At 64.7% G+C, this 19664-nt stretch carries 27 protein-coding genes; 14 read left to right on the plus strand and 13 right to left on the minus strand.

The features are described from left to right. The first annotated feature begins 12 nt into the window (after positions 1-12). The 3 genes from LAQ58_RS12105 to ftsZ all read left to right on the plus strand — a co-directional run bounded on the left by LAQ58_RS12105 (position 13) and on the right by ftsZ (position 2121). Positions 13-528 carry a zinc-ribbon domain-containing protein gene (locus tag LAQ58_RS12105; RefSeq protein ID WP_224447713.1) on the plus strand — a complete coding sequence of 172 codons (516 nt, stop codon included), beginning with the start codon at positions 13-15 and terminating at the stop codon, positions 526-528. A gap of 210 nt (positions 529-738) precedes the next feature. Continuing rightward, entirely contained in the window at positions 739-927 is a 189-nt protein-coding gene (locus tag LAQ58_RS12110) for a ribbon-helix-helix domain-containing protein (protein ID WP_224447714.1), read from the plus strand. Positions 928-930: 3 nt separating this feature from the next. Beyond that, positions 931-2121: a cell division protein FtsZ gene (gene ftsZ / locus LAQ58_RS12115; protein WP_224447715.1), complete on the plus strand. Its 1191-nt coding sequence runs from the start codon at positions 931-933 to the stop codon at positions 2119-2121. Between the two features lie 117 nt (positions 2122-2238). On the opposite strand, the gene ncsA is transcribed toward ftsZ, so the two are convergent. Beyond that, positions 2239-3210 carry a tRNA 2-thiolation protein NcsA gene (gene ncsA, locus LAQ58_RS12120; protein ID WP_224447716.1) on the minus strand — a complete coding sequence of 324 codons (972 nt, stop codon included), beginning with the start codon at positions 3208-3210 and terminating at the stop codon, positions 2239-2241. A 266-nt stretch (positions 3211-3476) separates the two neighbouring features. On the opposite strand from ncsA, the gene LAQ58_RS12125 reads away from it, so the two are divergent. The 5 genes from LAQ58_RS12125 (at position 3477) to LAQ58_RS12145 (ending at position 7650) form a co-directional block, all read left to right on the plus strand. After that, positions 3477-5270, plus strand: a complete 1794-nt coding sequence (locus LAQ58_RS12125; protein WP_224447717.1) for a M3 family oligoendopeptidase — start codon at positions 3477-3479, stop codon at positions 5268-5270. 75 nt (positions 5271-5345) lie between these two features. Beyond that, positions 5346-5801 carry a DUF4442 domain-containing protein gene (locus LAQ58_RS12130; RefSeq protein WP_224447718.1) on the plus strand — a complete coding sequence of 152 codons (456 nt, stop codon included), beginning with the start codon at positions 5346-5348 and terminating at the stop codon, positions 5799-5801. A gap of 69 nt (positions 5802-5870) precedes the next feature. Then, positions 5871-6665, plus strand: a complete 795-nt coding sequence (locus tag LAQ58_RS12135) for an NAD-dependent epimerase/dehydratase family protein (protein ID WP_224447719.1) — start codon at positions 5871-5873, stop codon at positions 6663-6665. 52 nt (positions 6666-6717) lie between these two features. Continuing rightward, entirely contained in the window at positions 6718-7368 is a 651-nt protein-coding gene (locus LAQ58_RS12140; protein WP_224447720.1) for a DUF7095 family protein, read from the plus strand. Positions 7369-7437: 69 nt separating this feature from the next. Beyond that, positions 7438-7650, plus strand: coding sequence for a hypothetical protein (locus tag LAQ58_RS12145; protein WP_224447721.1), 213 nt, complete (start codon positions 7438-7440; stop codon positions 7648-7650). 20 nt (positions 7651-7670) lie between these two features. Here LAQ58_RS12145 and LAQ58_RS12150 read toward each other — a convergent pair whose 3' ends face one another. Both LAQ58_RS12150 and LAQ58_RS12155 read right to left on the minus strand, forming a co-directional pair. Then, positions 7671-8471, minus strand: coding sequence for a class I SAM-dependent methyltransferase (locus LAQ58_RS12150; RefSeq protein WP_224447722.1), 801 nt, complete (start codon positions 8469-8471; stop codon positions 7671-7673). Between the two features lie 71 nt (positions 8472-8542). Further along, positions 8543-9373: a deoxyribonuclease IV gene (locus LAQ58_RS12155; RefSeq protein ID WP_224447723.1), complete on the minus strand. Its 831-nt coding sequence runs from the start codon at positions 9371-9373 to the stop codon at positions 8543-8545. 120 nt (positions 9374-9493) lie between these two features. Between LAQ58_RS12155 and LAQ58_RS12160 the strand changes: the two genes are divergently transcribed. Continuing rightward, positions 9494-10000 (plus strand): redoxin domain-containing protein, encoded by a 507-nt coding sequence (locus LAQ58_RS12160; RefSeq protein ID WP_224447724.1) that lies wholly within the window; start codon positions 9494-9496, stop codon positions 9998-10000. A 13-nt stretch (positions 10001-10013) separates the two neighbouring features. On the opposite strand, the gene LAQ58_RS12165 is transcribed toward LAQ58_RS12160, so the two are convergent. The 10 genes from LAQ58_RS12165 to LAQ58_RS12210 all read right to left on the minus strand — a co-directional run bounded on the left by LAQ58_RS12165 (position 10014) and on the right by LAQ58_RS12210 (position 15926). After that, positions 10014-10832: a lipoate--protein ligase family protein gene (locus tag LAQ58_RS12165; protein ID WP_224447725.1), complete on the minus strand. Its 819-nt coding sequence runs from the start codon at positions 10830-10832 to the stop codon at positions 10014-10016. A gap of 98 nt (positions 10833-10930) precedes the next feature. After that, positions 10931-11596 (minus strand): helix-turn-helix domain-containing protein, encoded by a 666-nt coding sequence (locus LAQ58_RS12170; RefSeq protein WP_224447726.1) that lies wholly within the window; start codon positions 11594-11596, stop codon positions 10931-10933. A 103-nt stretch (positions 11597-11699) separates the two neighbouring features. Next, positions 11700-12008, minus strand: coding sequence for a gas vesicle protein GvpM (gvpM, locus tag LAQ58_RS12175; RefSeq protein WP_224447727.1), 309 nt, complete (start codon positions 12006-12008; stop codon positions 11700-11702). Beyond that, positions 12005-12946 carry a gas vesicle protein GvpL gene (gene gvpL, locus LAQ58_RS12180; RefSeq protein WP_224447728.1) on the minus strand — a complete coding sequence of 314 codons (942 nt, stop codon included), beginning with the start codon at positions 12944-12946 and terminating at the stop codon, positions 12005-12007. Before gvpL ends, gvpM begins: the two co-directional genes overlap by 4 nt. Then, a complete protein-coding gene (locus LAQ58_RS12185; RefSeq protein WP_224447729.1) occupies positions 12943-13254 on the minus strand; it encodes a gas vesicle protein K in 312 nt (103 codons plus the stop codon). The genes gvpL and LAQ58_RS12185 overlap by 4 nt, the downstream gene beginning before the upstream one ends. Beyond that, entirely contained in the window at positions 13241-13657 is a 417-nt protein-coding gene (gene gvpJ / locus LAQ58_RS12190) for a gas vesicle protein GvpJ (protein ID WP_224447730.1), read from the minus strand. The genes LAQ58_RS12185 and gvpJ overlap by 14 nt, the downstream gene beginning before the upstream one ends. Beyond that, positions 13650-14513 (minus strand): hypothetical protein, encoded by an 864-nt coding sequence (locus tag LAQ58_RS12195; protein WP_224447731.1) that lies wholly within the window; start codon positions 14511-14513, stop codon positions 13650-13652. The genes gvpJ and LAQ58_RS12195 overlap by 8 nt, the downstream gene beginning before the upstream one ends. Next, positions 14510-15046, minus strand: coding sequence for a gas vesicle protein GvpH (gene gvpH / locus LAQ58_RS12200; RefSeq protein WP_224447732.1), 537 nt, complete (start codon positions 15044-15046; stop codon positions 14510-14512). Before gvpH ends, LAQ58_RS12195 begins: the two co-directional genes overlap by 4 nt. Then, complete coding sequence (gvpG, locus tag LAQ58_RS12205) at positions 15043-15300, minus strand: gas vesicle protein GvpG (protein ID WP_224447733.1); 258 nt, start codon at positions 15298-15300, stop codon at positions 15043-15045. Before gvpG ends, gvpH begins: the two co-directional genes overlap by 4 nt. Then, the gene (locus LAQ58_RS12210; protein WP_224447734.1) at positions 15300-15926 is read right to left on the minus strand and encodes a GvpL/GvpF family gas vesicle protein; all 627 of its coding nucleotides are present in this window, start codon (positions 15924-15926) and stop codon (positions 15300-15302) included. Before LAQ58_RS12210 ends, gvpG begins: the two co-directional genes overlap by 1 nt. Before the next feature lie 193 nt (positions 15927-16119). Here LAQ58_RS12210 and gvpA point away from each other — a divergent pair, with 193 nt between their 5' ends. The 5 genes from gvpA (at position 16120) to LAQ58_RS12235 (ending at position 19611) form a co-directional block, all read left to right on the plus strand. Then, positions 16120-16383 (plus strand): gas vesicle protein GvpA, encoded by a 264-nt coding sequence (gvpA, locus tag LAQ58_RS12215; protein ID WP_224447735.1) that lies wholly within the window; start codon positions 16120-16122, stop codon positions 16381-16383. Between the two features lie 64 nt (positions 16384-16447). Beyond that, positions 16448-17038: a gas vesicle protein GvpO gene (locus LAQ58_RS12220; RefSeq protein WP_224447736.1), complete on the plus strand. Its 591-nt coding sequence runs from the start codon at positions 16448-16450 to the stop codon at positions 17036-17038. 4 nt (positions 17039-17042) lie between these two features. Beyond that, positions 17043-17312, plus strand: coding sequence for a hypothetical protein (locus LAQ58_RS12225; protein ID WP_224447737.1), 270 nt, complete (start codon positions 17043-17045; stop codon positions 17310-17312). Between the two features lie 192 nt (positions 17313-17504). Next, on the plus strand, positions 17505-18419 hold the full coding sequence (locus tag LAQ58_RS12230; RefSeq protein WP_224447738.1) for a serine/threonine-protein kinase RIO2: 915 nt from the start codon (positions 17505-17507) through the stop codon (positions 18417-18419). Positions 18420-18939: 520 nt separating this feature from the next. After that, positions 18940-19611 carry a DedA family protein gene (locus LAQ58_RS12235; RefSeq protein WP_224447739.1) on the plus strand — a complete coding sequence of 224 codons (672 nt, stop codon included), beginning with the start codon at positions 18940-18942 and terminating at the stop codon, positions 19609-19611. The last annotated feature ends 53 nt before the right edge of the window (positions 19612-19664 follow it).

Here is a 19664-nt window from a genome sequence, read left to right on the forward strand (position 1 = left end):
CTCTCAACGAAGATGAGTAAAGTGACGTTCCGCGCGGACGACGACCTCGTCGAGCGGCTGGAGGCGTTAGACGCCTCAAAGAGCGAGGTCATGCGCGAGGCGCTTCGTGCGTACCTCGACGCGTCGGAACGTGACGACGGGTGGTCGGAGGCGACGCCCAACTTAAGCAAGGAAACGGTCGACCGACTCGTCCGCGAGCGCGTGGACGAACTTGTCGACGAACAGCTCCGCGAAATCGGGAGCCGTCGCCCCCAGGACGTCAACGTAAACATCAGTCTCGACGGCTCGAGTGACGACGGTTCGCAGTCGCGTAATACAACCGTCGCCGAGTCGGAGGCGACCGACGAAAAGTCGTGCAACCAGTGCGGCGAGGAGCTGTCCGACGAGCAGATGTACTGCCCCAACTGCGGCGAGAAAGCGTCCCGTCGGCTGTTCTGCGACTGCGGCGACGAAGTGCGCTCCGACTGGGCGTTCTGTCCGGGCTGCGGCCGACGGACGCCGGCGGCGGACGTGCTCGAACGCCGGTAGCGCGCCGCTATACCCGCGCAAACGCAGTTTCACAGCTGTGTCTTACAGTCGCCGTTACATTTATATCCTATCGCTCTGTGCTTACGTTCGCGTAAGACGGTCGTCTTACGTCCCGGAGTCAGCGAGGGGCAAGTCGCCCCTTTCGTGCGGTTCCGGGGCGTAAGACGGAGTCGGGCGTGTGCCCGACCGTCTTACCGGGGGAATGCAAATATGGAGCGTGTGACACTACGAATTCCGAAGCAGCAGATCGAGGAGGTCGAACAGATGGTGGAGACGGGAGAGTTCCCGAACCGCAGCGAAGCCATCCGTTCGGCCGTCCGCGAGATGCTCAACGAGCAGGCAGAAGAACGCGACGCAAAACGCCACGAGCGAACCAAGCGCAGCTGGGCGAAGGTGTAATCGATGCAAGATATCGTACAAGACGCACTCGAAAACGCCGAGGCCGAGCAGCGTGACATGGAGGCGCAATCCGACGACGACGATTTCGGAGAACCCCGCATCGTCATCGTCGGCTGCGGTGGTGCTGGCAACAACACCATCAACCGCCTCTACAACATCGGAGTCGAGGGCGCCGACACCGTCGCTATCAACACTGACAAACAACACCTGAAGATGATCGAGGCCGACACGAAGATCCTCGTCGGCAAGTCGCTGACGCAGGGATTGGGGGCCGGCGGCGACCCCTCGATGGGCGAGCGAGCTACTGAGATGGCGCAGGGAACCATCAAAGAGGTCCTCGGCAACGCCGACCTCGTGTTCGTCACCGCGGGGATGGGCGGCGGCACCGGTACCGGTGCGGCACCCGTCGTCGCGAAGATCGCCAAAGAACAGGGCGCCATCGTCGTTGGCATGGTCTCGACGCCGTTCAACGTCGAGCGCGCCCGCACGGTGAAAGCCGAGGAGGGACTGGAGAAACTCCGCAACGAGGCGGACTCCATCATCGTCCTCGACAACAACCGCCTGCTCGACTACGTCCCGAACCTCCCGATTGGGAAGGCGTTCTCGGTGATGGACCAGATCATCGCCGAGACGGTGAAGGGTATCTCGGAGACCATCACCCAGCCGTCGCTCATCAACCTCGACTACGCTGACATGTCGACAATCATGAACCAGGGCGGAGTCGCGGTGATGCTCGTCGGGGAGACGCAGGACAAAAACAAGACGGAAGAGGTGGTTCGCGACGCGATGAACCACCCGCTTCTCGACGTGGACTACCGCGGGGCGTCCGGCGGGCTCGTCCACATCACCGGCGGCCCGGACCTCACGCTCAAGGAGGCCGAGGGCATCGCCGACAACATCACCGAACGCCTCGAAGCTAGCGCCAACGTCATCTGGGGCGCGCGCATCCAGGAGGAGTACAAGGGGAAAGTCCGCGTCATGGCCATCATGACCGGCGTCCAGAGCGCGCAGGTGCTCGGCCCGACGACCCAGAAGCAGGCCGACCGCTCACGCGCCAGCCTCGACGGGAGCTCGGAGTTCGAGACGAGCCAGAACCGCCAGCGCCGGACGAGCGCGAACTCGAACGGCTCGTGGCAGTCCGACGGCGGACGAGACGAGGTCGAACGCAACAACGGCCTCGACGTTATCCGCTAACGGCCTGGCGACTTCGACCGTACTCGGTTTCTTAGACACTCGCATCCACGTCGCGAGCGACGCTTCGCGAAGGCGAAGACGCGACTCGAGCACCGATGGACGCCGTATCGAGCGGTGTCAGACCGCCTGAACAGCCTCGACGAGTTTACATTTCCGGCAGACGGTGCCGCCCGTCTTCGACCCACAGCGCTCGCACTCGTTGAGTTCGACGTCCTCGTCGCCGTCGCCGCGGTACTGCTCGGCGGCCATCCGCGCGAGTTCCTCGTAGCCGGCCATAATGGAGTGACGCGTGCCGGGGTGGTTCTCCTCGAGTTTGAGCAGCAACTGCTGGATTTCCCCCCGGTAAGCTTCGCTCGCGTGCGGGCACTCGGTGATGTGCGCCGGGAGGTCTTTGAGGTGCGCGTACAGCGCGACTTCCTTCTCCGGTACGTCGCGCAGCGGTTTCGCGCGAGGGACGAAGTTCTCCGAGAGAGCGCGCTTCTCGAAATCGCCGATGCTCGCGTCGAAGTGCTTCGCCACCTGCGTCACGTCGCCTTCGAGGAAGTTCATCAGCGCCGTCTGCGCCTCGTCGTCGAGGTTGTGGCCGGTAAACAGTTTGTCCGCGCCCAGTTTCTCTGCGTACTGTTCGAGCAGGTCGCGTCGGAAGACGCCGCAGTACGCGCAGGGGGCCATGTTCTCGGGGTCTTTCTCCACCACGTCGTCCATCCGGACGCCGAGTTCCTCCTCGTAGGAGACGACCTCGTGGCGGAGCGAGAGCTCCTCGCAGAGTTCGACGCAGGCGTCGAGGCTCTTGTCGCGGTAGCCTTCGATACCCTCGTGGATGGAGAGCGCGACGAGTTCGATTCGGGGGTCCCGCCCGAACGTGTCCTCTAAGATGTGGGTGAGCACGACACTGTCTTTGCCCCCCGAGAGCCCGATGACCCACGTGTCGGGGTCGTCGGGGCTGGCGTCGCGGGGGACGAGGCTATCCTCGCGGACGCGTCGCCGGACGCGTTTGTCGACCGAGGCGCAGAAGTGGTTCTCGCAGAGATGCGCCCCAGAGTAGTCCGCGACCATGACGGCGTCGCGGTCGCACTTGTCGCACTCCATTTTCGTGAGTGTTGCCGTCTCGCGCGTATGACCGTTTCGTCTCTGTGAGGACTGTCGAAGGCGTCGTGGTCGAGCGTGAGACGGACTCACAGACCACCGAAATACTCATTCGATGCCTCCGTGACGCTCGAAGTGAGAATGGAGACCTTTCTCCACCACGTCTGACCGGCCGCCACTCCGCCACCGAGGGACGCTCCGCAGTCAGCCCATTACTCGCTTTCGCCCGGTAGCGCCCGCACTCGGATTCCGATGCAATCAAATACATTATGAGTTTGCCAGCACGCGACGACATTAGCCCTCAACACCGATTCGACCTCACCAGTATCTTCCAGACCCCTACCGAATGGGAAGTAGCGTACGAGACGCTCCAATCGGATCTTCGAGAGCTGCAGAGTTACGCCGAAAAACCGCTTAGAACGACAACAGACCTCAAAACACTACTCGAAGCAACCGAGGAGTGCTACCGCCGAAAACAGCGGCTCGAACTCTACGCGACACTCGTACGAAACGTGGATACCGACGGCGAGGCCGCGAACGACCGTCTCACTCGGTATCGGCAGGTAGCGTCAGCGTTCGATACGGCGGTCGCCGCGATCCGGCGACGACTTCGACAAATCGATGACGCGCACTTCGAAGCGCTCGTTGTCGACCTCGAAGAGGACCAGTACCGCCGGTACGCCGAAAATCTCCGCGAACAGGCGTCGTACGCGCGCTCCGACGAAATCGAGCGAGCGGTCGAAGCGTTCGAAAGTCCTCGAACCGCACCGACCCGCATCATTCGATCCATTCTGACGGGTGATTTCGACCCGCCGACCGTCGAACGACTCGACGAAGAATGCGTGTCCGTGCGGCCGGGTAACGTCCGGACGGAACTGTCCCGCGACGACCGAGAGTATCGAAAGCGGGTGTACGAGGCATACCACGAGGAGTTGGACCGGTTCGAGCACACGTTGGCTCGCGCGTACGTCGAGAAACTCCGTTCCGCGGCGTCTGTAGTCGAGGTCCGCGGCTACGACTCCATCAGAGACCGCGACTTCAGACAGCGGTGTTATCCCGAATCCGGCCTGAAGTCCGCGCTTTCCAGTGAAGTCCACGAGGCGATGCTCGACGGCGTCCGTGACAATCTCGAACCGTACCACCGGGTGCAAGAACTCCGGAAGCGACGACTCGGCGTCGAGACGCTCTGTCCGTGGGATCTGCAGGTCTCCGTAGCAGAATGCGAGACACCCACGGTCGAATACGACGAACTCCAAAGTCACGTTCTCGCCGCGCTCGAACCGCTCGGACCTGACTACGTCGAGCAAGTGCGCGCGTTCTTCGACGACCGCCGAATCGACGTGTTCCCGACCGAGAACAAGCGGACGGACATCCCCGCGTACTGTCCGTCGTCGGCAAGCGACGGCGCGTACATACTCGCAAATTTCCAAGAAGACGTTCGAACGGCGTTTTTCGTCTGCCACGAACTTGGGCACGCGATGCACGTCGACCATCACAGAGACGGGCCGGTGCGCTACGCGACGTGCCCGCGCCCGGTCGAGGAGGTTCCGTCGCTTCTACACGAACTTCTCCTCGCTGACCGCTTCATCGATGCGGGAGGCGCACTCGCGGCGGCCGCACGAAACCGGTTACTGGAGTGTCTCGGCGGTAATCTCTACGGCGCAACGATGTCCTCCGTGTTCGTCCACCACCTTTCGACGAAAGTCGAATCGGGCGAGGACGTGGCCGCCAATCGTGCCCGAGAGACGTGGGCCGACTTGCAGTCGGAGTTTCGACCCGTAGTCGAGTACGGCGACCGCAGTGGCCGCGACTGGCTCGGGCGAGGAACCCGTGAACTCTACAGCAACTACCAGTACGTCCTTGGAGCAACGGGTGCGCTCGTCGTCCACCGAAAGCTCACCGAAGGCGAGTTCGACACGACGGAGTATCGCGAGTTCCTTCGGTCGACCGGACGGTACAGTGCGGTCGAGTCGTTCGTTCGGCTCGGATGTGACGTAACGAGTAAGCCGACCTTCGAGCGCGCCGTCTCGGCGTTCGACGACTATGTCGACGCGATGCGTTGAGCGTCGTTATCTAACCCGACGACGATACCAAACCCACATCCGAACTAACTTCCCGCGACTCTGCGACGAACGCGCATGAGCGAATCGCTCCGAACCCGTCTCGCGCGCCTCGGGTTCAACCTCCACCCGACGTATCGAAGCACCGGCGGCAGAGTTCGCTACATTGCCGCCGACTGGAGTCGCGTGCAGGTCGAGCTCCCGCTGACGTGGCGGACGAAGAACGTTTACGGGACGTTGTTCGGCGGCAGCATGTACGCCGCCGTCGACCCGGTGTACGTCATCATGCTGAACCGCCGCCTCGGCGACGACTTCACCGTCTGGGACCGCGCCGCGGAAATCAAGTTCAAGAAACCGGGCGACCGGACGCTGTACGCCGACTTCCGCCTTTCCGACGAGGAAGTCGACGCGATTTACGAGACGCTCGACCCCGGCGAGTCGACCGACCGCGAGTACCGACTGCAGTTGTTCGACGCCGACGGTGAGGTGTACGTCGAGGTGTCGAAGACGCTCTACGTCCGTCGTGAAGAGTGAGCGCTCCGAGAGCAGAAAGCCTCGATAGTACGGCCCGAGCTATTTTGCGCTGATTCCTGTACACCTCGTATGACGAAAATCGCGATCACCGGTGCGGCGGGAAACGTCGGCAGAGAGGCGCTGCGCGCGTTCGAGGACACCGACCACGAGGTGACGCCCATCACCCACCGCGAACACGACGACATCGACAGCGTCGTCCTCGACGTGACCGACGCCGAGGCGTTTTCGGAGGTGCTGTCGGGACAGGACGTACTCGTCCACCTTGCGGCGAACCCCTCGCCGACCGCCGACTGGGAGAGCGTCTTCTACACGAACATCGAGGGGACACAGAACGCCTACGAGGCGGCCGTCGAGAACGACCTCGACCGGGTCGTCTTCGCGTCCTCGAACCACGCCGTCCACCAGTACAACGTCGACGCCCCCGACAATCCGGAGTCGCTGGCAGACCCCGTGCGGACCGTCCGGCCCGACGACCCGACGCTGCCGGACTCCTTCTACGGCGTCTCGAAAGTCTCCGGCGAGGCGTTGGGGCAGTTGTACGCCGCTCGCCACGATGTCGACGTCGTCAACCTCCGAATCGGCTGGCTACTTCCGCCGGAGGACCTCCGCGAAAAAGACACCGGCCCCGACGTCGACTCTCGGTTTCTCCGCGCGATGTGGCTCAGCCCGCGCGACTGTCGGCAGGTCGTCCGCACCGCAGCGACGGCGGCGCTCGAAGACGACGGTCTCGGCGACAGCGGCGGCGAAGCGGTGACCGTCCATGGGGTCTCGGCGAACGACGACCGCTACCTCTCGCTGACCGAGACGCGGCACCGTATCGGCTACCGACCGCGCGACAACTCGACGGTCGAACTCGACGAGTAGTCGGCCGCGGAGTCGGAAACCGTTTTCCCCGCGGCGCGCCGACGTTCCGGCGATGGAGCGACAGGAAGCCCTCGACCGCGTCGAAGCGCTCGTCGATACGGTGGAGTCGGAGACGATGCCCGTCCCCGTCCGCGAGATCTGGGTGTACGGCGACGTGGCGCTCGGACTTGACCCCATCGACCGCCTCGACGTCTACCTCACGAAGGACATCATGATGCGCGGCGACGCCGACGCGGACCGGGCGGCCGAACTCGAGGCCCGATTCGGCGTGAAGGGCATCGGCAAGAGCGTCTCCACCGACTGGGCCGAGCAGTTCCCCGAACACGTCCGCGCCAATGACAACGGCTACGCCGCCCCCGAGAAGTGTCTCGCGGCCCACCTGCTGGACGACGGCGAACCGATCCACCTCGAAGTCTGCAACGCGAGTTTCGACGACAACGTCACCCAGCGCCTCCGCGGGGCGGTCGCCCGCGACGCCTACGAGGAAATTCTCGACCCCCGCGGCGTCTGCCTCTGGCTGGACGGTCAGCGCGGCGACGAGACGCTCGAAAAACTCCGCGGCGGCGAATTGCCGTTCCCGACGCTCTCGGGCGCACTGGAGATGCTCGGCATGGACGACGACGAGGCCCAGACTGCGGCGACGCGGATGCGCGAGTACCGCGCCGAGCAGACGGGAACGACCGTCCGCGGCGACGTGGTCTGAGTGGTTCGAACCGTTCGGAACCGCTGACAGTCCGACCTTCTATTTTCCTCGACGGTGACCGTTCGCTCGATGAGTCGAGACCGCACGTCGAGACGACGGTTCGTCCGCATCGCCGGCGCCGCGAGCGTCGCAACCGCAGTCGGTCTGGCGGGGTGTTCGACGCCGGGCGGCGAGGGAGATGACGAAGAAGGCGGAGAGGGCGGCGAGGGTGGAGAAGGTGGTGAAGGAGAAAACGGCGGCGAAGAAGACGACTCGGTCACCGGACCGGCTGCCGACGAGTGACCTGACCGCCCTCGCTTCGGTTACACCCGTCCGACGGTCACGTCGAACGGGACCACTTCCGCGCGTCGGTACGTCCCTTCCTGCATCTGGTCGACCACCGACCGGCCCATCTCGCGCCACTCGGCGCGGAGGGCGTCGAACTCCGCCGCCGAGAGCGTCCGCCGGAGTTCCGTCTCGTAGCCGTCGAGTCCCTCGCCGGTCGCTTTCAGTCGCGCGCTCTGCACGTCGCCATCATCGTACGGCGGTTCGACGACTTTCCGCTGGTGGTGGCGGCGGGTCCGAATATCGGAGAGGCCCGCGTCGGCGAACAGTTCCGAGACCCGGTCGCCGAGCGCCACGTCCGTCCCCACGCCGTCGAGATACGCCTCGCGGACGCTGCGTTCGAGCGTCACTTCACGGTCGACCGTCGAGTCGACCCCGACCGAGGCGTTGTCGGGTTCGGCGGCCGCGACGAGGTCTGAGGAGGCACGGGCGAACTCGGAGACGGCCGCGCGCGGGTCGGGGAGGTTACTCAGTAAGGCTTGACAGACGACGAGGTCAGCGGCGTCGTCGACGACGGGAAGTCGCGTCGCGTCGCCGGCGACGGCTGAGATACCGGTCTGTTCGCGGGCGACCCGGAGCAGGTTCGGGTCGGCGTCGACGCCGACGACCTGCGCGTCGGGCGCTTCGTCGGCGAGGACGCGGGCGAGTTCGCCCGTGCCGCACCCCACGTCGAGAATCCGACGCCGATTGGGCAGGTCGAGGTCGGCCAGCGCTTCCCGCGACCCGCCCCACATGCCCTCTCGGGTTCGACTGAGATACTCAGCGGAGAACCGACGCATGACACGGCGTTCGAGAGCGTCGCTGATAAACGGGGGGATTCGGCGTCGAAAAGGCGTTGCAGAGTCGGCGCTCAGTTCTCGCGCAGTTCCTTCACGCGCGCGATGTTCCACTCGAAGCCTTTCTCCTCGCCGTTCGGCGTCTCCAGAACCAGCGGCACGTCCGCGAGATCCGGGTGGTTGACGAACGCGTCCATCCCCTCCTCGCCGATGTACCCCTCGCCGATGTGGGCGTGTTCGTCCTTGTTCGTCCCGCACTCGTGTTTCGAGTCGTTCAGGTGGACGCACTTCAGGTGTTCGAGACCAATTTCGTCGTCGAAAGCGGCCACCGTCTCGTCGACGCCCTCGGCCGTCGAGAGGTCGTACCCCGCGGCGAACGCGTGGGCCGTGTCGAGACAGACGTCGATTTCCAGGTCGGCTTTTTCGATAACGGCGGCGAGGTGCGCGAAGTCGCCGCCGAGTTTGGTGCCGCTGCCGGCGTCGCTCTCGACGAGCACCGTTACGCCGTCGGGAACGTCGAGTTTGTCGAGCGCCGACGCGGCGTTTTCGAGGCCCTGCTCGACACCCGCGCCGGTGTGCGCGCCGAGGTGGACGTTGACGTACTCGACGCCGAGTCGCGCCGCCGCGTCGACCTCCTTCTGCATCGAGTCGATAGATTTCTCGCGGAGACCGTCCTTCGGGGTGCAGAGGTTGACGAGATACGACGAGTGGATGACCCACGGACCCTTCAACTCGGCTTCCGTCCCCTCGCGGAACGCCGCGGCGTCTTCGTCGGCTATCTCCCCGTGTTTCCACACCTGCGGGGAGTGGGTGAATATCTGCCCGCAGTTGCCGCCGACGTTCGTCTGCCGTTCGACGGCGTTGTCGACGCCGCCCGCAATCGAGACGTGTGCTCCGACTCGCATATCAGCGCGGAAGAATCCAACGGGCATAGGAACTTCGGAGTCGCGGCGGCGCTCCGAGACGCGAAGAGCTAACGTATCGGGATCGAAGACTGTCGTATATCCGAACACGTAGGCGTCGAGGTGGGTACGACCGCCCCGGACGTCACCGGGCAGCTCGTTCGACCGGACGGAAACGTCGCGGAGGAGTCACTTTCGGCGCTGGCGGCGGACAAACCGGTGCTGCTGTCGTTTTACACCGTAGATTTCAGCCCCGACTGCATCGAGGAGTGGTGCGCGTTCCGCGACTTCGACTGGTTCGCGACCGGCGAGCGGGTGCAGGTCGTCGGCATGAGCAAATCCGGCGTGCGAATCCACCGGCAGTTCATCAAACGGCTCGACCTCGGCTTTCCGCTGTACTCCGACGCCGACCTCGACATCGCCGAGGCGTTCGGCGTCGACTACCGCGCGTTCGGCATCTCGCGGCAGGCGCGACGCTCCTGTTTTCTCCTCGACGAGTCGATGACGGTTCGGTACAAGTGGGTCGGCGAACACTGGCTGGACCCGACGCGCGACACGCCGCCGGTCGGCGAGATTCACGAGGCGGTTCGGGCGGAACTCGGCGACGAGGAGGAGACGTTCGGGTTCTGAGTCGCCGCCCCGGCTACCGCGACTCGGCGCGCCGCCGGACCCAGTCGTCGGACTCGTACTTCTCCCGCGCTCGCGTCCGTGCGCGGTCCAGTTCCTCGTCGGTCCACTCACCTTCCTCGGCTTCGACCCACTCGCCGAGTGCGTCTTCGAGCGCCGAAACCGCCTCTTCCCGTGAGATATCGGCTTGCTCGTCGATGCCGGTGACGCGCTCTCGGAACGCCTTCGCGTCGATGCCGGGGTCGGCGAACACGCCGAGATGTCGGTCGGCGAGGACGCTGTACGTCAGCGACCCGTGCTGGATGACGGCGTCGCGGCGGCGGTACTGCGCATTGCCGCTTATTTTCCGCCCGCCGGCGACCACGTCGTGGGCGGGGTGGAGTTCCCGCAGGTAGCACGCCGGTTGGTGGATGGCCGGCAGTTGCTCGTCGGCGAAGTCGGCGTCGACTCCCATCCGCTCGAAGCCGTCGAGGACCGGCGTGCAGAGCAGGTGATAGCAGTCGAGCAGGCGACTCGGCAGTTCCGCCGCGGGGGCGGTGATGGAGTAGGAGATGTCGCCGTACGCGTCGTGGTAGATGCCGCCGCCGCCGGTCTGGCGGCGCGTGACGGTGATTCCCTCGCGCTCGCAGAGCGCCCAGTCGACCGTCTGGGGCTCCTGTCGGTAGCCGAGCGAGAGCGTGCTCGGCTCCCATCGGTAGACGCGAACCGTTCGCGGGCCGCCGTCGGCGGCGGTTTCGGCGGCGATCTCGTCCAGCGCCATGTTCATCGGTCCCGACCGGGACTCCTCGCGGACGAGTCGCCACTGCTGGTCGGCCGACGGCGCGTCGTCGGTCATAGGCGACAGTAGGCGCGAGCGGCGGAAAGCGATTACGACGTGCGGCGAGAGCACGGAGAAGAGCGAGACGGGTATTTGGACGGGGCGTATACCGCCGGTTACGGGCCGAACTGTTCGGCCGCGTAGGCGGCGAGGTGACCGTGGGCGCGGCGGAGTCGTTCCGAGAGCGCCTGATGGCTGATTCCGAGTTCGGCGGCGAGTTCGGAGAGTTCGGCCCCGCGCGGCACCTGGTAGTAGCCGCCGTCGAGCGCCGCTCGGAGCGCCTCGCGCTGTGAGGCGGTGAGTCCGAACATGTCGTCGACGTTCGACCCTTCTCGGGCAGTTTCGAACTCACGAATCCGCTGGACGGAGAATCCAGCCGCTTCTTTTTCGGTGATACTGAGCGTCCGCGAGAGCGAGTCTCGGTGTGGAAAGAGGATGCGGAACGTCCACGCGTCGTTGCGCGCGGAGGCGTTCATAATTGTCGCACCCTCGTCGTCGAGCAACCGGGCGACCGGCTCGAAACCTTCGGCCCAGTCGAGACGGTAGAGCCGTTTCTCACCCTGATTTTTCAGTAGCGCCGCTTCGGTGAGCGTGTGGTCTGCGGCCAGCGCCTGGTCCAGCGCGCCCCAGTCCTCACAGCGCATCCAGACGAACGCGAGCAGGCGGTCAGTTCCGTGGGCGGCGACGGACTCCGCTTCGATTTCGAGACCTGGAACAGTGGCGAGCGTGCTCTGAAGCGGGAACTGCTCGGTCGGATGTTCGAGGGTTGCGACGACGCTCATACCGACTTCGAACGCGCTCGAAGGGGATTAGTAATGGGACGGATATCCGAAACTGTTCGCGTTACTGGTTCGTTTCGCCGCGCGAACAGTCGCGCACACGCACTTAATCCGAGCCTGTCTCGTCGTCTCCGCCGGGCGTAATCGGTTCGGGACGCCGTCCCGAACTAGGCCGGACCCCTCGCGATTCGTTCGGTCGCTGGAGCGCTCGCCCGCGCACCGTACTGTCCCAGTCGCTGAACAGTCCGTAGTCGGTCATCGTCTCCATCCCGGCCAGCGCTGCGCGCAGTTGGAGTCCGACGAGCGGAATGCCCGCGACGACGATGACCACGTCCGCCTGTATCATCACCCCCTCGGTGAGCAACACGTCGAGGAGATCGACGACCGCGTCGTCCGAGCGACGCGTCGGTCTCACCGCGAGCGACCTCCCGCGTTGCCGGCGTCGGGTGCTTCCGCGTCGCCATCGGTAGTTCTCGCTTCGTCGCCAGCGTCGGTTGTTCTCCCGTCTCCGTCGTCGGTGCCTTCTTCGTCGTCGAGCGACGGTGCGAACGTGTACGGCGGCCACGGGCCGGTGTACTGCACCTCGGTCGTCGCCGGGTCCGCCTCGACGTCGTCGAGAACGTCGCCGATGGGTATCTCGTTCTCTTCGGGCGCGAGGACGGCGACCCGAAACGAGGGACCGCCCTCGGAGTCGCCGGCGTCGTCGAGCGACACCGACGGGCGGCCGAGCTCCTCCATCTCGTCGACTAGCGGGTCGAGCCGCTCGGCGAGTGCCGCCACGCGCTCTTCCCGCTCGGCGTACACGAGCTCCGAAAGCCGCTTGTCGTACTGTTTCTGGACGAGAAACGACGTTCCCTCCGAGGAGGACTCCAGCGTCTCGGCGAGTTCGCCCAGTTTCTCGTCGGACGCTTGGACCGTCTCGGTCAATGCGTCTTCGTCCCATCCGACCTCGATACGGTACTCCCACTTGCCCGAGAACGCGTTGAGATACTGTCGCTGCGTCTCGACCGTCTCCGCCAGCCAGCGTTCGACCGACGCGTCGCCGCCTTCGACGACGGTTCCGAACCGGAGCGGCAGCGGCGTTCCGAACGCCTCGCCCGCCGCGTCGACGACGTGCTGGTGGCGGAGCAGCGACTGTTTGACCGCCGAGAGGTCGCTCGGGTTCGGCGTCGCCTCGCAGCGGTGGACGACTGCGCCGACGCCGTCGGCCGCGACGAGGTACGCCTCCGCGCCGTCGACGCCGTTCGACTCTCTCCACTCGGATTCGTCGTCGTCTTCGTTGACGCCGACGACGCAGTAGACGTACCGGCCGTCGTCGACGTTCGTACCCGGTTCGGCGGTCGGCGCGCTCACCGCGACTCGACCCCCAGTTCGCCGTCGCGGAGGTCGATCAGCGCGTCGTTGACCAGCGCGTCGAGGTCCCCGCGCAGTCGGTCCACGTCGTCGCCGACACCGACCTCATCTTTCAGGCGCTCGATCTCGTCTTCGAGCTGCGCGAGGTGGCCGCCGAGTCGCTCTATCTCCTCGTCGGTGAGCGCCCCCGACTCCATGCGCCGTATCGCCTCGCGTTCGAGCGCGTCGATGAGTATCTCGACGACGGCGACGACCAGCGCGAACAGGCCGTCGGAGGCGTCGTCGCCGTCGATTTCAACGGTCGACATCGCCACCCCCCGACTCGGCGGTCGCTTCGGGCGTCTCGGACGAGTCGTCCGCTTCGGTTTCGGTATCCTCGTCGTCCTCTTCGTGCTCCTTGGTCGTCTCTGCCTCCACGTCGGTGCTCGACGCGTCGATGATGGGCGCGAGCGGACCGTCTTCGCCCTCCGGGAGTGCTTCTCGACCCGACGCCGCCTCGACGCGCCGCATGTCGGTCCCCTCGGGGAACTGTAGCCCGTACTGGGCGGCCGTCTCGAACGACGCGATGGCCGCCCGGAGCTCAATTCCGAGTAACTCCGTCTCGCCGACGGAGACGACGATGTCCGCGTTGATGACGATGCCTTTGTCCAGCAACATCTCGACTACGTCGGCGAGACTGTCGCTCGTCCGCGTGGGACCGGGGCTACTCATCGTCTGGCACCCCCTTCTCGAACCGCGGGCCGTAGATTCGTTCGAGACCCTCGGCGTCGGAGTGTCGCACCTGCTTCGGAACCGTCGAGTGCCGCGTCGCACCGGCGTCGGGACGGGTGCTCGGTATGAACGACCGAGCGGTTGGGTTCCGGGAGTTCGAGGTCGAACTGGCCCGCTGCCGGAACCGTTTCTCGTTGTACTCCCGCATCCGGTCGAGTTCCTGGTGGGCGACGATGATGCCGCGACGGAACTCCTCTATGGCCGCTCTCAGCTCCGACTGGATGACCGCCTGCGACACCTCCGTCTGCGCCATCGTCGTCTCCTCGTCGGAGCCGAGAAGCGAGTCGCCGAAGAGGTCGCCGTCGCCCCCGAAACCGCCGATACCGCCGTCGTTTTCGTCGCTTTCGTCGTCGGTCTGTACCATCCCGTCGTCGGTGAACGCGTCGACGGCTTCCTCCAGTTCGGCGTACTCCTCGCGGGTGCGCTGGAGATCCGTCTCGGTCAGAAGCGAACTCAGGTTGACCAGTTGGACGAGTTTTGCGACGTTCACCGCCGCCTTCGGGTTTCCGTCCGCGAGCGCCTCCGGGAGTTCGTCGAACGAGATTGCCTCCGGCAGTCGGTCTACGTCGGTGTTATCGAGGAGCGTCGAGAGGTCGACCGTCGAGAGGAGTTCGGCCGCTTCGACGGCGACATCGACCAGTAGGTCGAGGTCGGTCGCGAGCTGCTCGCCCGCGGTCGCTTCGCCGTCGCCGTCGTCCGAGAGGCGGCCGAGAATCTCGACGGCGGTGTCGTAGAGGTCGTCGACGCCGTCCAGTGCGTCCATCGGATCGGATCCGGTCTCCGCGTCGGTACTCATGTGTTTTCCTCCATCTCCGCCAGTTCGAGTTGCGCGTGGAGCACGTGGTTCCGGAACGTCGTCTCCACGAGCGTCATCGGCTGGTCGAACGTCACCCGGCCGACCGGTCGGTCGTCGACGCTCACGACCAGCGTCTCGCCGTCGTCGCTCAACGTCGTCTCGACGCGCTCCTCTGAGACGCCGGGAACGTCGGCGAGCACGTAGTAGGAGTCGCCGTCGACGCGGCTGTCGAGGTGGAGGTTCGACGCGTCAAACGAGTCGTCTACCTGCACGCGACGTGTGCGGTCGGACCGCTCCGGCTCCGCGTTCGGTCGGCCGGACAGCCCCGTTCTGATCGAGTAGTCGAAGTCGGCGTCGGCCGACCCGAAGCGCGTGCTGCCGGTTCCGATGCTACGGTTCTCGCCGCGGTCGTCAGTCTCAGCGAGCGCTTCCAGAAACGACTGGACGCGCCCGAGAAGTCCGCGGGGCGGCCAGTCGACCGGTTCGTCGTCGGGCTCGTCGTCGCGTCGGTCGGTCGGTCGGTCGTCGGTCACGTCTGTGCCACCTGTACGTTACCGCTGAGCAGTTTTTGTTGCATCTCTTCGGCCAGTTCGAGGTCGTCTCGGAGCTCCTCGCTCCGCGTTTCGTACGTCTCTCTGTCCAGTTCGCCGAGTTCGTACAGCAATCGCGTCTCCTTCAGTTGGTCCTGAATCGCGCCCACGTCGTACACCTCGTTCACCGCCATCGTGTGCAGCGTGTCCGCGATGGTCATAAGCGGCTTCACCAGGAGTGTATCGAGTATAAACATCACTGGGCTCCCTGGGCACCGATCTCGATGTCGACGAAGTTGTACGGGGCCCACGGCCCCGTGTACTGTACTTTCAGTTGCCCCTCGTACGCCTCCGTCACGTCACCCATCACCTCGTCGAACGCCTCGCGGTCCTCGTGGGCGACGAGATAGGAATCGTTGACGACGAGACGGTCGCTGAACAGGTCGTTCTCGGCGCGGTCGTTGCTCACCTCGCCGAGGCGCTCTCTCACGTCGTCGCGCACCGCCTCGCGGTCGACGTCGACGCCCTCCTCGGTGACGAGTTTGACCCCGAGTTCGACTTTGCCGTCGACGTTCATCAACGCCCGACGGAAGGCGCGCTGTCCACCGCGAAGGACGCTTTTCAGCGCGCGGGCGTTCTTGAACGTCATCCCGAAGCGCATCGGGACGACGGTTCGGTCTTCGATGAGCGCCTGGAGGACGTCGTCGTGGAGTCGGGCGTTCTCGTCGGTCTGCTCGGGTTCCATCGTGTCGATGTCGCTCACGATGGCCGAGTAGCGTCGGTAGTCGACGGTGTACACCGACGTCGCGTCCTCGACGGCCGGGAGGTCCAACTCGAACGACCCGTCGTCTGTCACCCCGTACGTGTAAAGATACTCAGTCATGGGAAATCGACTGCCGTTGCCGTTAATATAGTCGTCAACACAGGGGACCCTTGTGCCGGCAAGTGCAGGGTGTTTATACGTGACCCGGCGGACGAGGTGACATCCACTCGACAGGCGCGCTATCGGAAGACATGTACACCCTGCATTTGCAGGCCAAGTGGCTAACCCTGTCCTCGCTGTTCCTACGGGTACGATGCAGAAAACACCAGAAAGCACGAGTCTCGCGGAAGTCCTCGACCGCATTCTCGACAAAGGAATCGTCATCGACATCTGGGCGCGGGTGTCGGTCGTCGGTATCGAGATCCTCACTGTCGAGGCTCGTATCGTCGTCGCATCGGTCGACACGTTCCTGCACTACGCACACGAGATATCGAAGATAGAGCAGGCGACGTCCGGCGAGGGCGAAGTCGACATCAACGAACTTGAAGTCGAGACGAACCGACCGAACGCGAGCTAACCGACTCACTCGCGTTCGCGGGCGGTCCGGGCAGGACCACGGCAACGGGTGAGGAGCCCGATTCATGCCACCGATGCCAGAACTCAATCCAACCGAACACACCGTTGACGAGCTGAGAGACCAATTGGCCGACGTAGACGACCCGGCCGAGCTTCGCGACGCCTACGAGACCGAGGAATCGAATGACGACCGTTCGAGCGCCAAGGAAGCGATCCGAAAGCGGCTCGACGAGGTCGCCGAAAGCGAACCGGAGCCGCAAACGGACGGATCAGGAGAAGTAGAAGAGAAGAGCGACGAAGGCAGCGATGGGGAGTCGTCGTCCGACTCGTCCGATGAGGAGGACGAAGGCGAGAGCGACTCAGCGTCGGAGACGGGTGGTGAGAGCCGGAACACGGACGTCATGGCGGTCAAGGAGTCGGTCCAGGACGTGGCTACCGAACTCATCGGCTATGAACTCAGCGGCGTCACCGAAATCCGTCGAGTCGACGACGGGTGGGAGGCCGTCGTCGAAGTCGTCGAGCGACCGTCGGTTCCGGACACCCAGGACATCCTCGGCGCGTACGAGATTCGCCTCGACAAAGACGGTACCGTGACGGGTTACCGTCGGGTGGACCGCTACCGCCGCGCCGACACCAATCGAGAGGAACACGCATAGGCCGATGGCTGACCCGGGGACGCTCGCGCTGTTTCTGTGCTGCGGCGTCCTCTGCCTCGATGCAGCACACGAGGCCCACGGACGCTACCGACTCGGATTTCTCGCCGGAGCGGCGGCGATGTGGCTCGCCGCACTGTCAGCAGCGGGTGTCGAAGCGGTGTTGGTCCCGGTACTCGCGGAACTACTCGTCGTCGGCGTCGTGACGGGCACACTCGTCGCGTCCGCGACAGGCGTCGCCTACGCCGTCCGCGGGCGGCGCGCGCAGACCGCGTGACCGTCGACGGCGAGCCGTACCCGTTTTTAGAGCGACATCCGAACGCGTAGTCGAACTGTCGAGCGGTGCCCTCGGCACTTCGGCCCCGAATTTGCGAGACGCAGCCCCAGCATTGATATCGCGCTAAGCAGTTTATGCGTCGGCGTTCTACGACACGTGGCGCTTTTAGGCGACGACACCCCACCGAAGGGTATGGTGAAGAACATCGCGGGCGTGATGGTCGACCTCGAGCCCGAGGACTTCTATCTCCTCTCGGGCGTCGAGCAAGGTATGCGCTTCGGGAAGTGGGTCAACCGCGAGAAGCTCCCCGACTACTCGGGTCTTACTGAGGAGGAGGTCGATTACCGCCTCGACCGCTGCATGCGACGGGACCTCGTCGAGAAACGGACCATCCAGTACGAGGGCTACCGTCTCACGTTCGAGGGGTACGACGCGCTGGCGCTTCGGGCGTTTGCCCAGCGCGACACCGTCGAGGGAATCGGCGCTCCGCTCGGCGTCGGCAAGGAGAGCGACGTGTACGAGGTGCAGTCGTACAAGCCGCTGGCGCTGAAGTACCACCGCGAGGGGTACACGAACTTCCGGGAAGTGAACCGCGAGCGCGACTACACCTCCGAGAACCAGCACGTCTCGTGGCTCTACACCGCCCGGAAGGCCGCTGAGCGCGAGCACGAGGTGCTCCACGACCTCTACCCGAGTGTCTCGGTGCCGCGACCCGTCGACCAGAACCGTCACGCCGTCGTGATGGAGAAACTCCCCGGAGTGGAACTCGCGCGCGCGAAGCTCCCCGACGAACAGGCTGTCGGCGTTCTCGATCTCGTCCTCCGGGAACTCGTCGTAGCGTACGGACTCGGTTACATCCACGCGGACATGAGCGAGTACAACGTCTCGGTCAGCGAGGAGGGCATCACCATCTTCGACTGGCCGCAGGCGGTCGACACCGACCACGACAACGCCGCCGAGTTTCTCGAACGGGACGTAACGAATCTCGTGGACTACTTCCAGCGGAAGTACCCGCAGTCGATGCCCGATTCGGTCGATTCGGCCGCCGTCGCCAACGCTATCGCCGACGGTTCGTTCGAGACGGTACTGGAGTACGCCGAGACATAAACTATTAACTGCGATACTAAATCCGCCCTGATTACCGAATCACAACTTCGGCGTCTGATCGAACGAGGCAGGTCGCCCACCGGTTCTCCCTCGAAGACCGCGCCACACCGACCCCGTCGGTGAACACGTGTCAAAATCTTCGAGACTCTGACGAAGCACTGGAAAAGCGAAATCACCGTTTAGCGTTTGGAAGCGGCGGAATCAGTTTATATGACAATAGCGTAGAAAGAGGCATGAGAGTGGGTACTGTATCCCTGCTGGGGGTATCTGCGCGCGAATTTGGCGCGTGGCTGCTAGTGGTACTCCTGCTCGTCCTCTCGGCGATACTCCTCCCACTTCCGGAATCGCCGTTTCTGCTCGGAGCTTCGCTCGCGGTCGTTCTCTGGCTGACCAGGTCGTACATGAGTTTTCGGTCCGAGTAACGCCGAGTGAGCACTGCCAAAATCGAGAAAGTTCCCTGGGCCGAACCGCCTCGGCGTCGGCGACAAGAACGATACTTTCGGGGAACGTACGCTCGTCCGTGCCCTCCGGACTCACCCAAACGGCGCTGGACCTCGTCGCGCAGTACGGCTATCTCGCCATCTTCGTCTTCACGTTCCTCGAATCCTCGATGCTGTTTCCGCTCCTGCCGAGCGAGGTCGTCCTCCCCGTGGCCGCCGGACTGCTCGTCTCTGACCCGGCGTCGTTCGCACTGTTCGTCGTGGCGACGACGGCCGGCGTGACCGTCGGCAGCGTCGTCGCCTATCGCGTTTTCGGCGAGAAGGGACACGAGGCGCTCGAAGCCCGCGGCGGCGCGGTCAACGTCTCCCAGAAACGACTAGAGTTCGCCCAGCGGTGGTTCGAGAAGTGGGGCGAGAGTTCGGTACTCTGGGGTCGACTGCTCCCCGTTCTCCGGTCGGTCATCTCGCTGCCTGCCGGGTTCGCCAAGATGCGGATGTGGAAGTTCCTCGTCTACACCACCGTCGGTAGCCTGCTGTTCAACGCCGCGGTGGCCGCAGTCGTCTACTACGGGCGGCAGCAGTCGGTCTACCGCGTCGCAGGCGAGATACTCCGCACGCAGTTCGACCGCCTCGTCGCCGCCGTTGGCGCGAACCCGGGAGCGGCGACCGTCGTCGCTCTCGTCGTCGTAACCGCGGTCGTCGCCGGCTGGCGTGTCGTTCGGAGTCGCGTCGACAGGTCGCGGACGCGGTGAGGGACGCGAATCGGGGACCCAGTGTCGTAGACGTCCGGCGAGTTGACCGCCTG

It is taken from the genome of Haloprofundus salilacus (assembly GCF_020150815.1).
Taxonomy (GTDB): domain Archaea; phylum Halobacteriota; class Halobacteria; order Halobacteriales; family Haloferacaceae; genus Haloprofundus; species Haloprofundus salilacus.

Excerpts from the sequence above, each read along its gene's own strand:
- LAQ58_RS12105 (WP_224447713.1), top strand. The coding sequence starts at position 13 with ATGAGTAAAGTGACGTTCCGCGCGGACGACGACCTCGTCGAGCGGCTG.
- LAQ58_RS12110 (WP_224447714.1), top strand. The coding sequence starts at position 739 with ATGGAGCGTGTGACACTACGAATTCCGAAGCAGCAGATCGAGGAGGTC.
- ftsZ (WP_224447715.1), top strand. The coding sequence starts at position 931 with ATGCAAGATATCGTACAAGACGCACTCGAAAACGCCGAGGCCGAGCAG.
- ncsA (WP_224447716.1), bottom strand. The coding sequence starts at position 3,210 with ATGGAGTGCGACAAGTGCGACCGCGACGCCGTCATGGTCGCGGACTAC.
- LAQ58_RS12125 (WP_224447717.1), top strand. The coding sequence starts at position 3,477 with ATGAGTTTGCCAGCACGCGACGACATTAGCCCTCAACACCGATTCGAC.
- LAQ58_RS12130 (WP_224447718.1), top strand. The coding sequence starts at position 5,346 with ATGAGCGAATCGCTCCGAACCCGTCTCGCGCGCCTCGGGTTCAACCTC.
- LAQ58_RS12135 (WP_224447719.1), top strand. The coding sequence starts at position 5,871 with ATGACGAAAATCGCGATCACCGGTGCGGCGGGAAACGTCGGCAGAGAG.
- LAQ58_RS12140 (WP_224447720.1), top strand. The coding sequence starts at position 6,718 with ATGGAGCGACAGGAAGCCCTCGACCGCGTCGAAGCGCTCGTCGATACG.
- LAQ58_RS12145 (WP_224447721.1), top strand. The coding sequence starts at position 7,438 with ATGAGTCGAGACCGCACGTCGAGACGACGGTTCGTCCGCATCGCCGGC.
- LAQ58_RS12150 (WP_224447722.1), bottom strand. The coding sequence starts at position 8,471 with ATGCGTCGGTTCTCCGCTGAGTATCTCAGTCGAACCCGAGAGGGCATG.
- LAQ58_RS12155 (WP_224447723.1), bottom strand. The coding sequence starts at position 9,373 with ATGCGAGTCGGAGCACACGTCTCGATTGCGGGCGGCGTCGACAACGCC.
- LAQ58_RS12165 (WP_224447725.1), bottom strand. The coding sequence starts at position 10,832 with ATGACCGACGACGCGCCGTCGGCCGACCAGCAGTGGCGACTCGTCCGC.
- LAQ58_RS12170 (WP_224447726.1), bottom strand. The coding sequence starts at position 11,596 with ATGAGCGTCGTCGCAACCCTCGAACATCCGACCGAGCAGTTCCCGCTT.
- LAQ58_RS12185 (WP_224447729.1), bottom strand. The coding sequence starts at position 13,254 with ATGTCGACCGTTGAAATCGACGGCGACGACGCCTCCGACGGCCTGTTC.
- gvpJ (WP_224447730.1), bottom strand. The coding sequence starts at position 13,657 with ATGAGTAGCCCCGGTCCCACGCGGACGAGCGACAGTCTCGCCGACGTA.
- LAQ58_RS12195 (WP_224447731.1), bottom strand. The coding sequence starts at position 14,513 with ATGAGTACCGACGCGGAGACCGGATCCGATCCGATGGACGCACTGGAC.
- gvpG (WP_224447733.1), bottom strand. The coding sequence starts at position 15,300 with ATGTTTATACTCGATACACTCCTGGTGAAGCCGCTTATGACCATCGCG.
- LAQ58_RS12210 (WP_224447734.1), bottom strand. The coding sequence starts at position 15,926 with ATGACTGAGTATCTTTACACGTACGGGGTGACAGACGACGGGTCGTTC.
- gvpA (WP_224447735.1), top strand. The coding sequence starts at position 16,120 with ATGCAGAAAACACCAGAAAGCACGAGTCTCGCGGAAGTCCTCGACCGC.
- LAQ58_RS12220 (WP_224447736.1), top strand. The coding sequence starts at position 16,448 with ATGCCACCGATGCCAGAACTCAATCCAACCGAACACACCGTTGACGAG.
- LAQ58_RS12225 (WP_224447737.1), top strand. The coding sequence starts at position 17,043 with ATGGCTGACCCGGGGACGCTCGCGCTGTTTCTGTGCTGCGGCGTCCTC.
- LAQ58_RS12230 (WP_224447738.1), top strand. The coding sequence starts at position 17,505 with ATGGTGAAGAACATCGCGGGCGTGATGGTCGACCTCGAGCCCGAGGAC.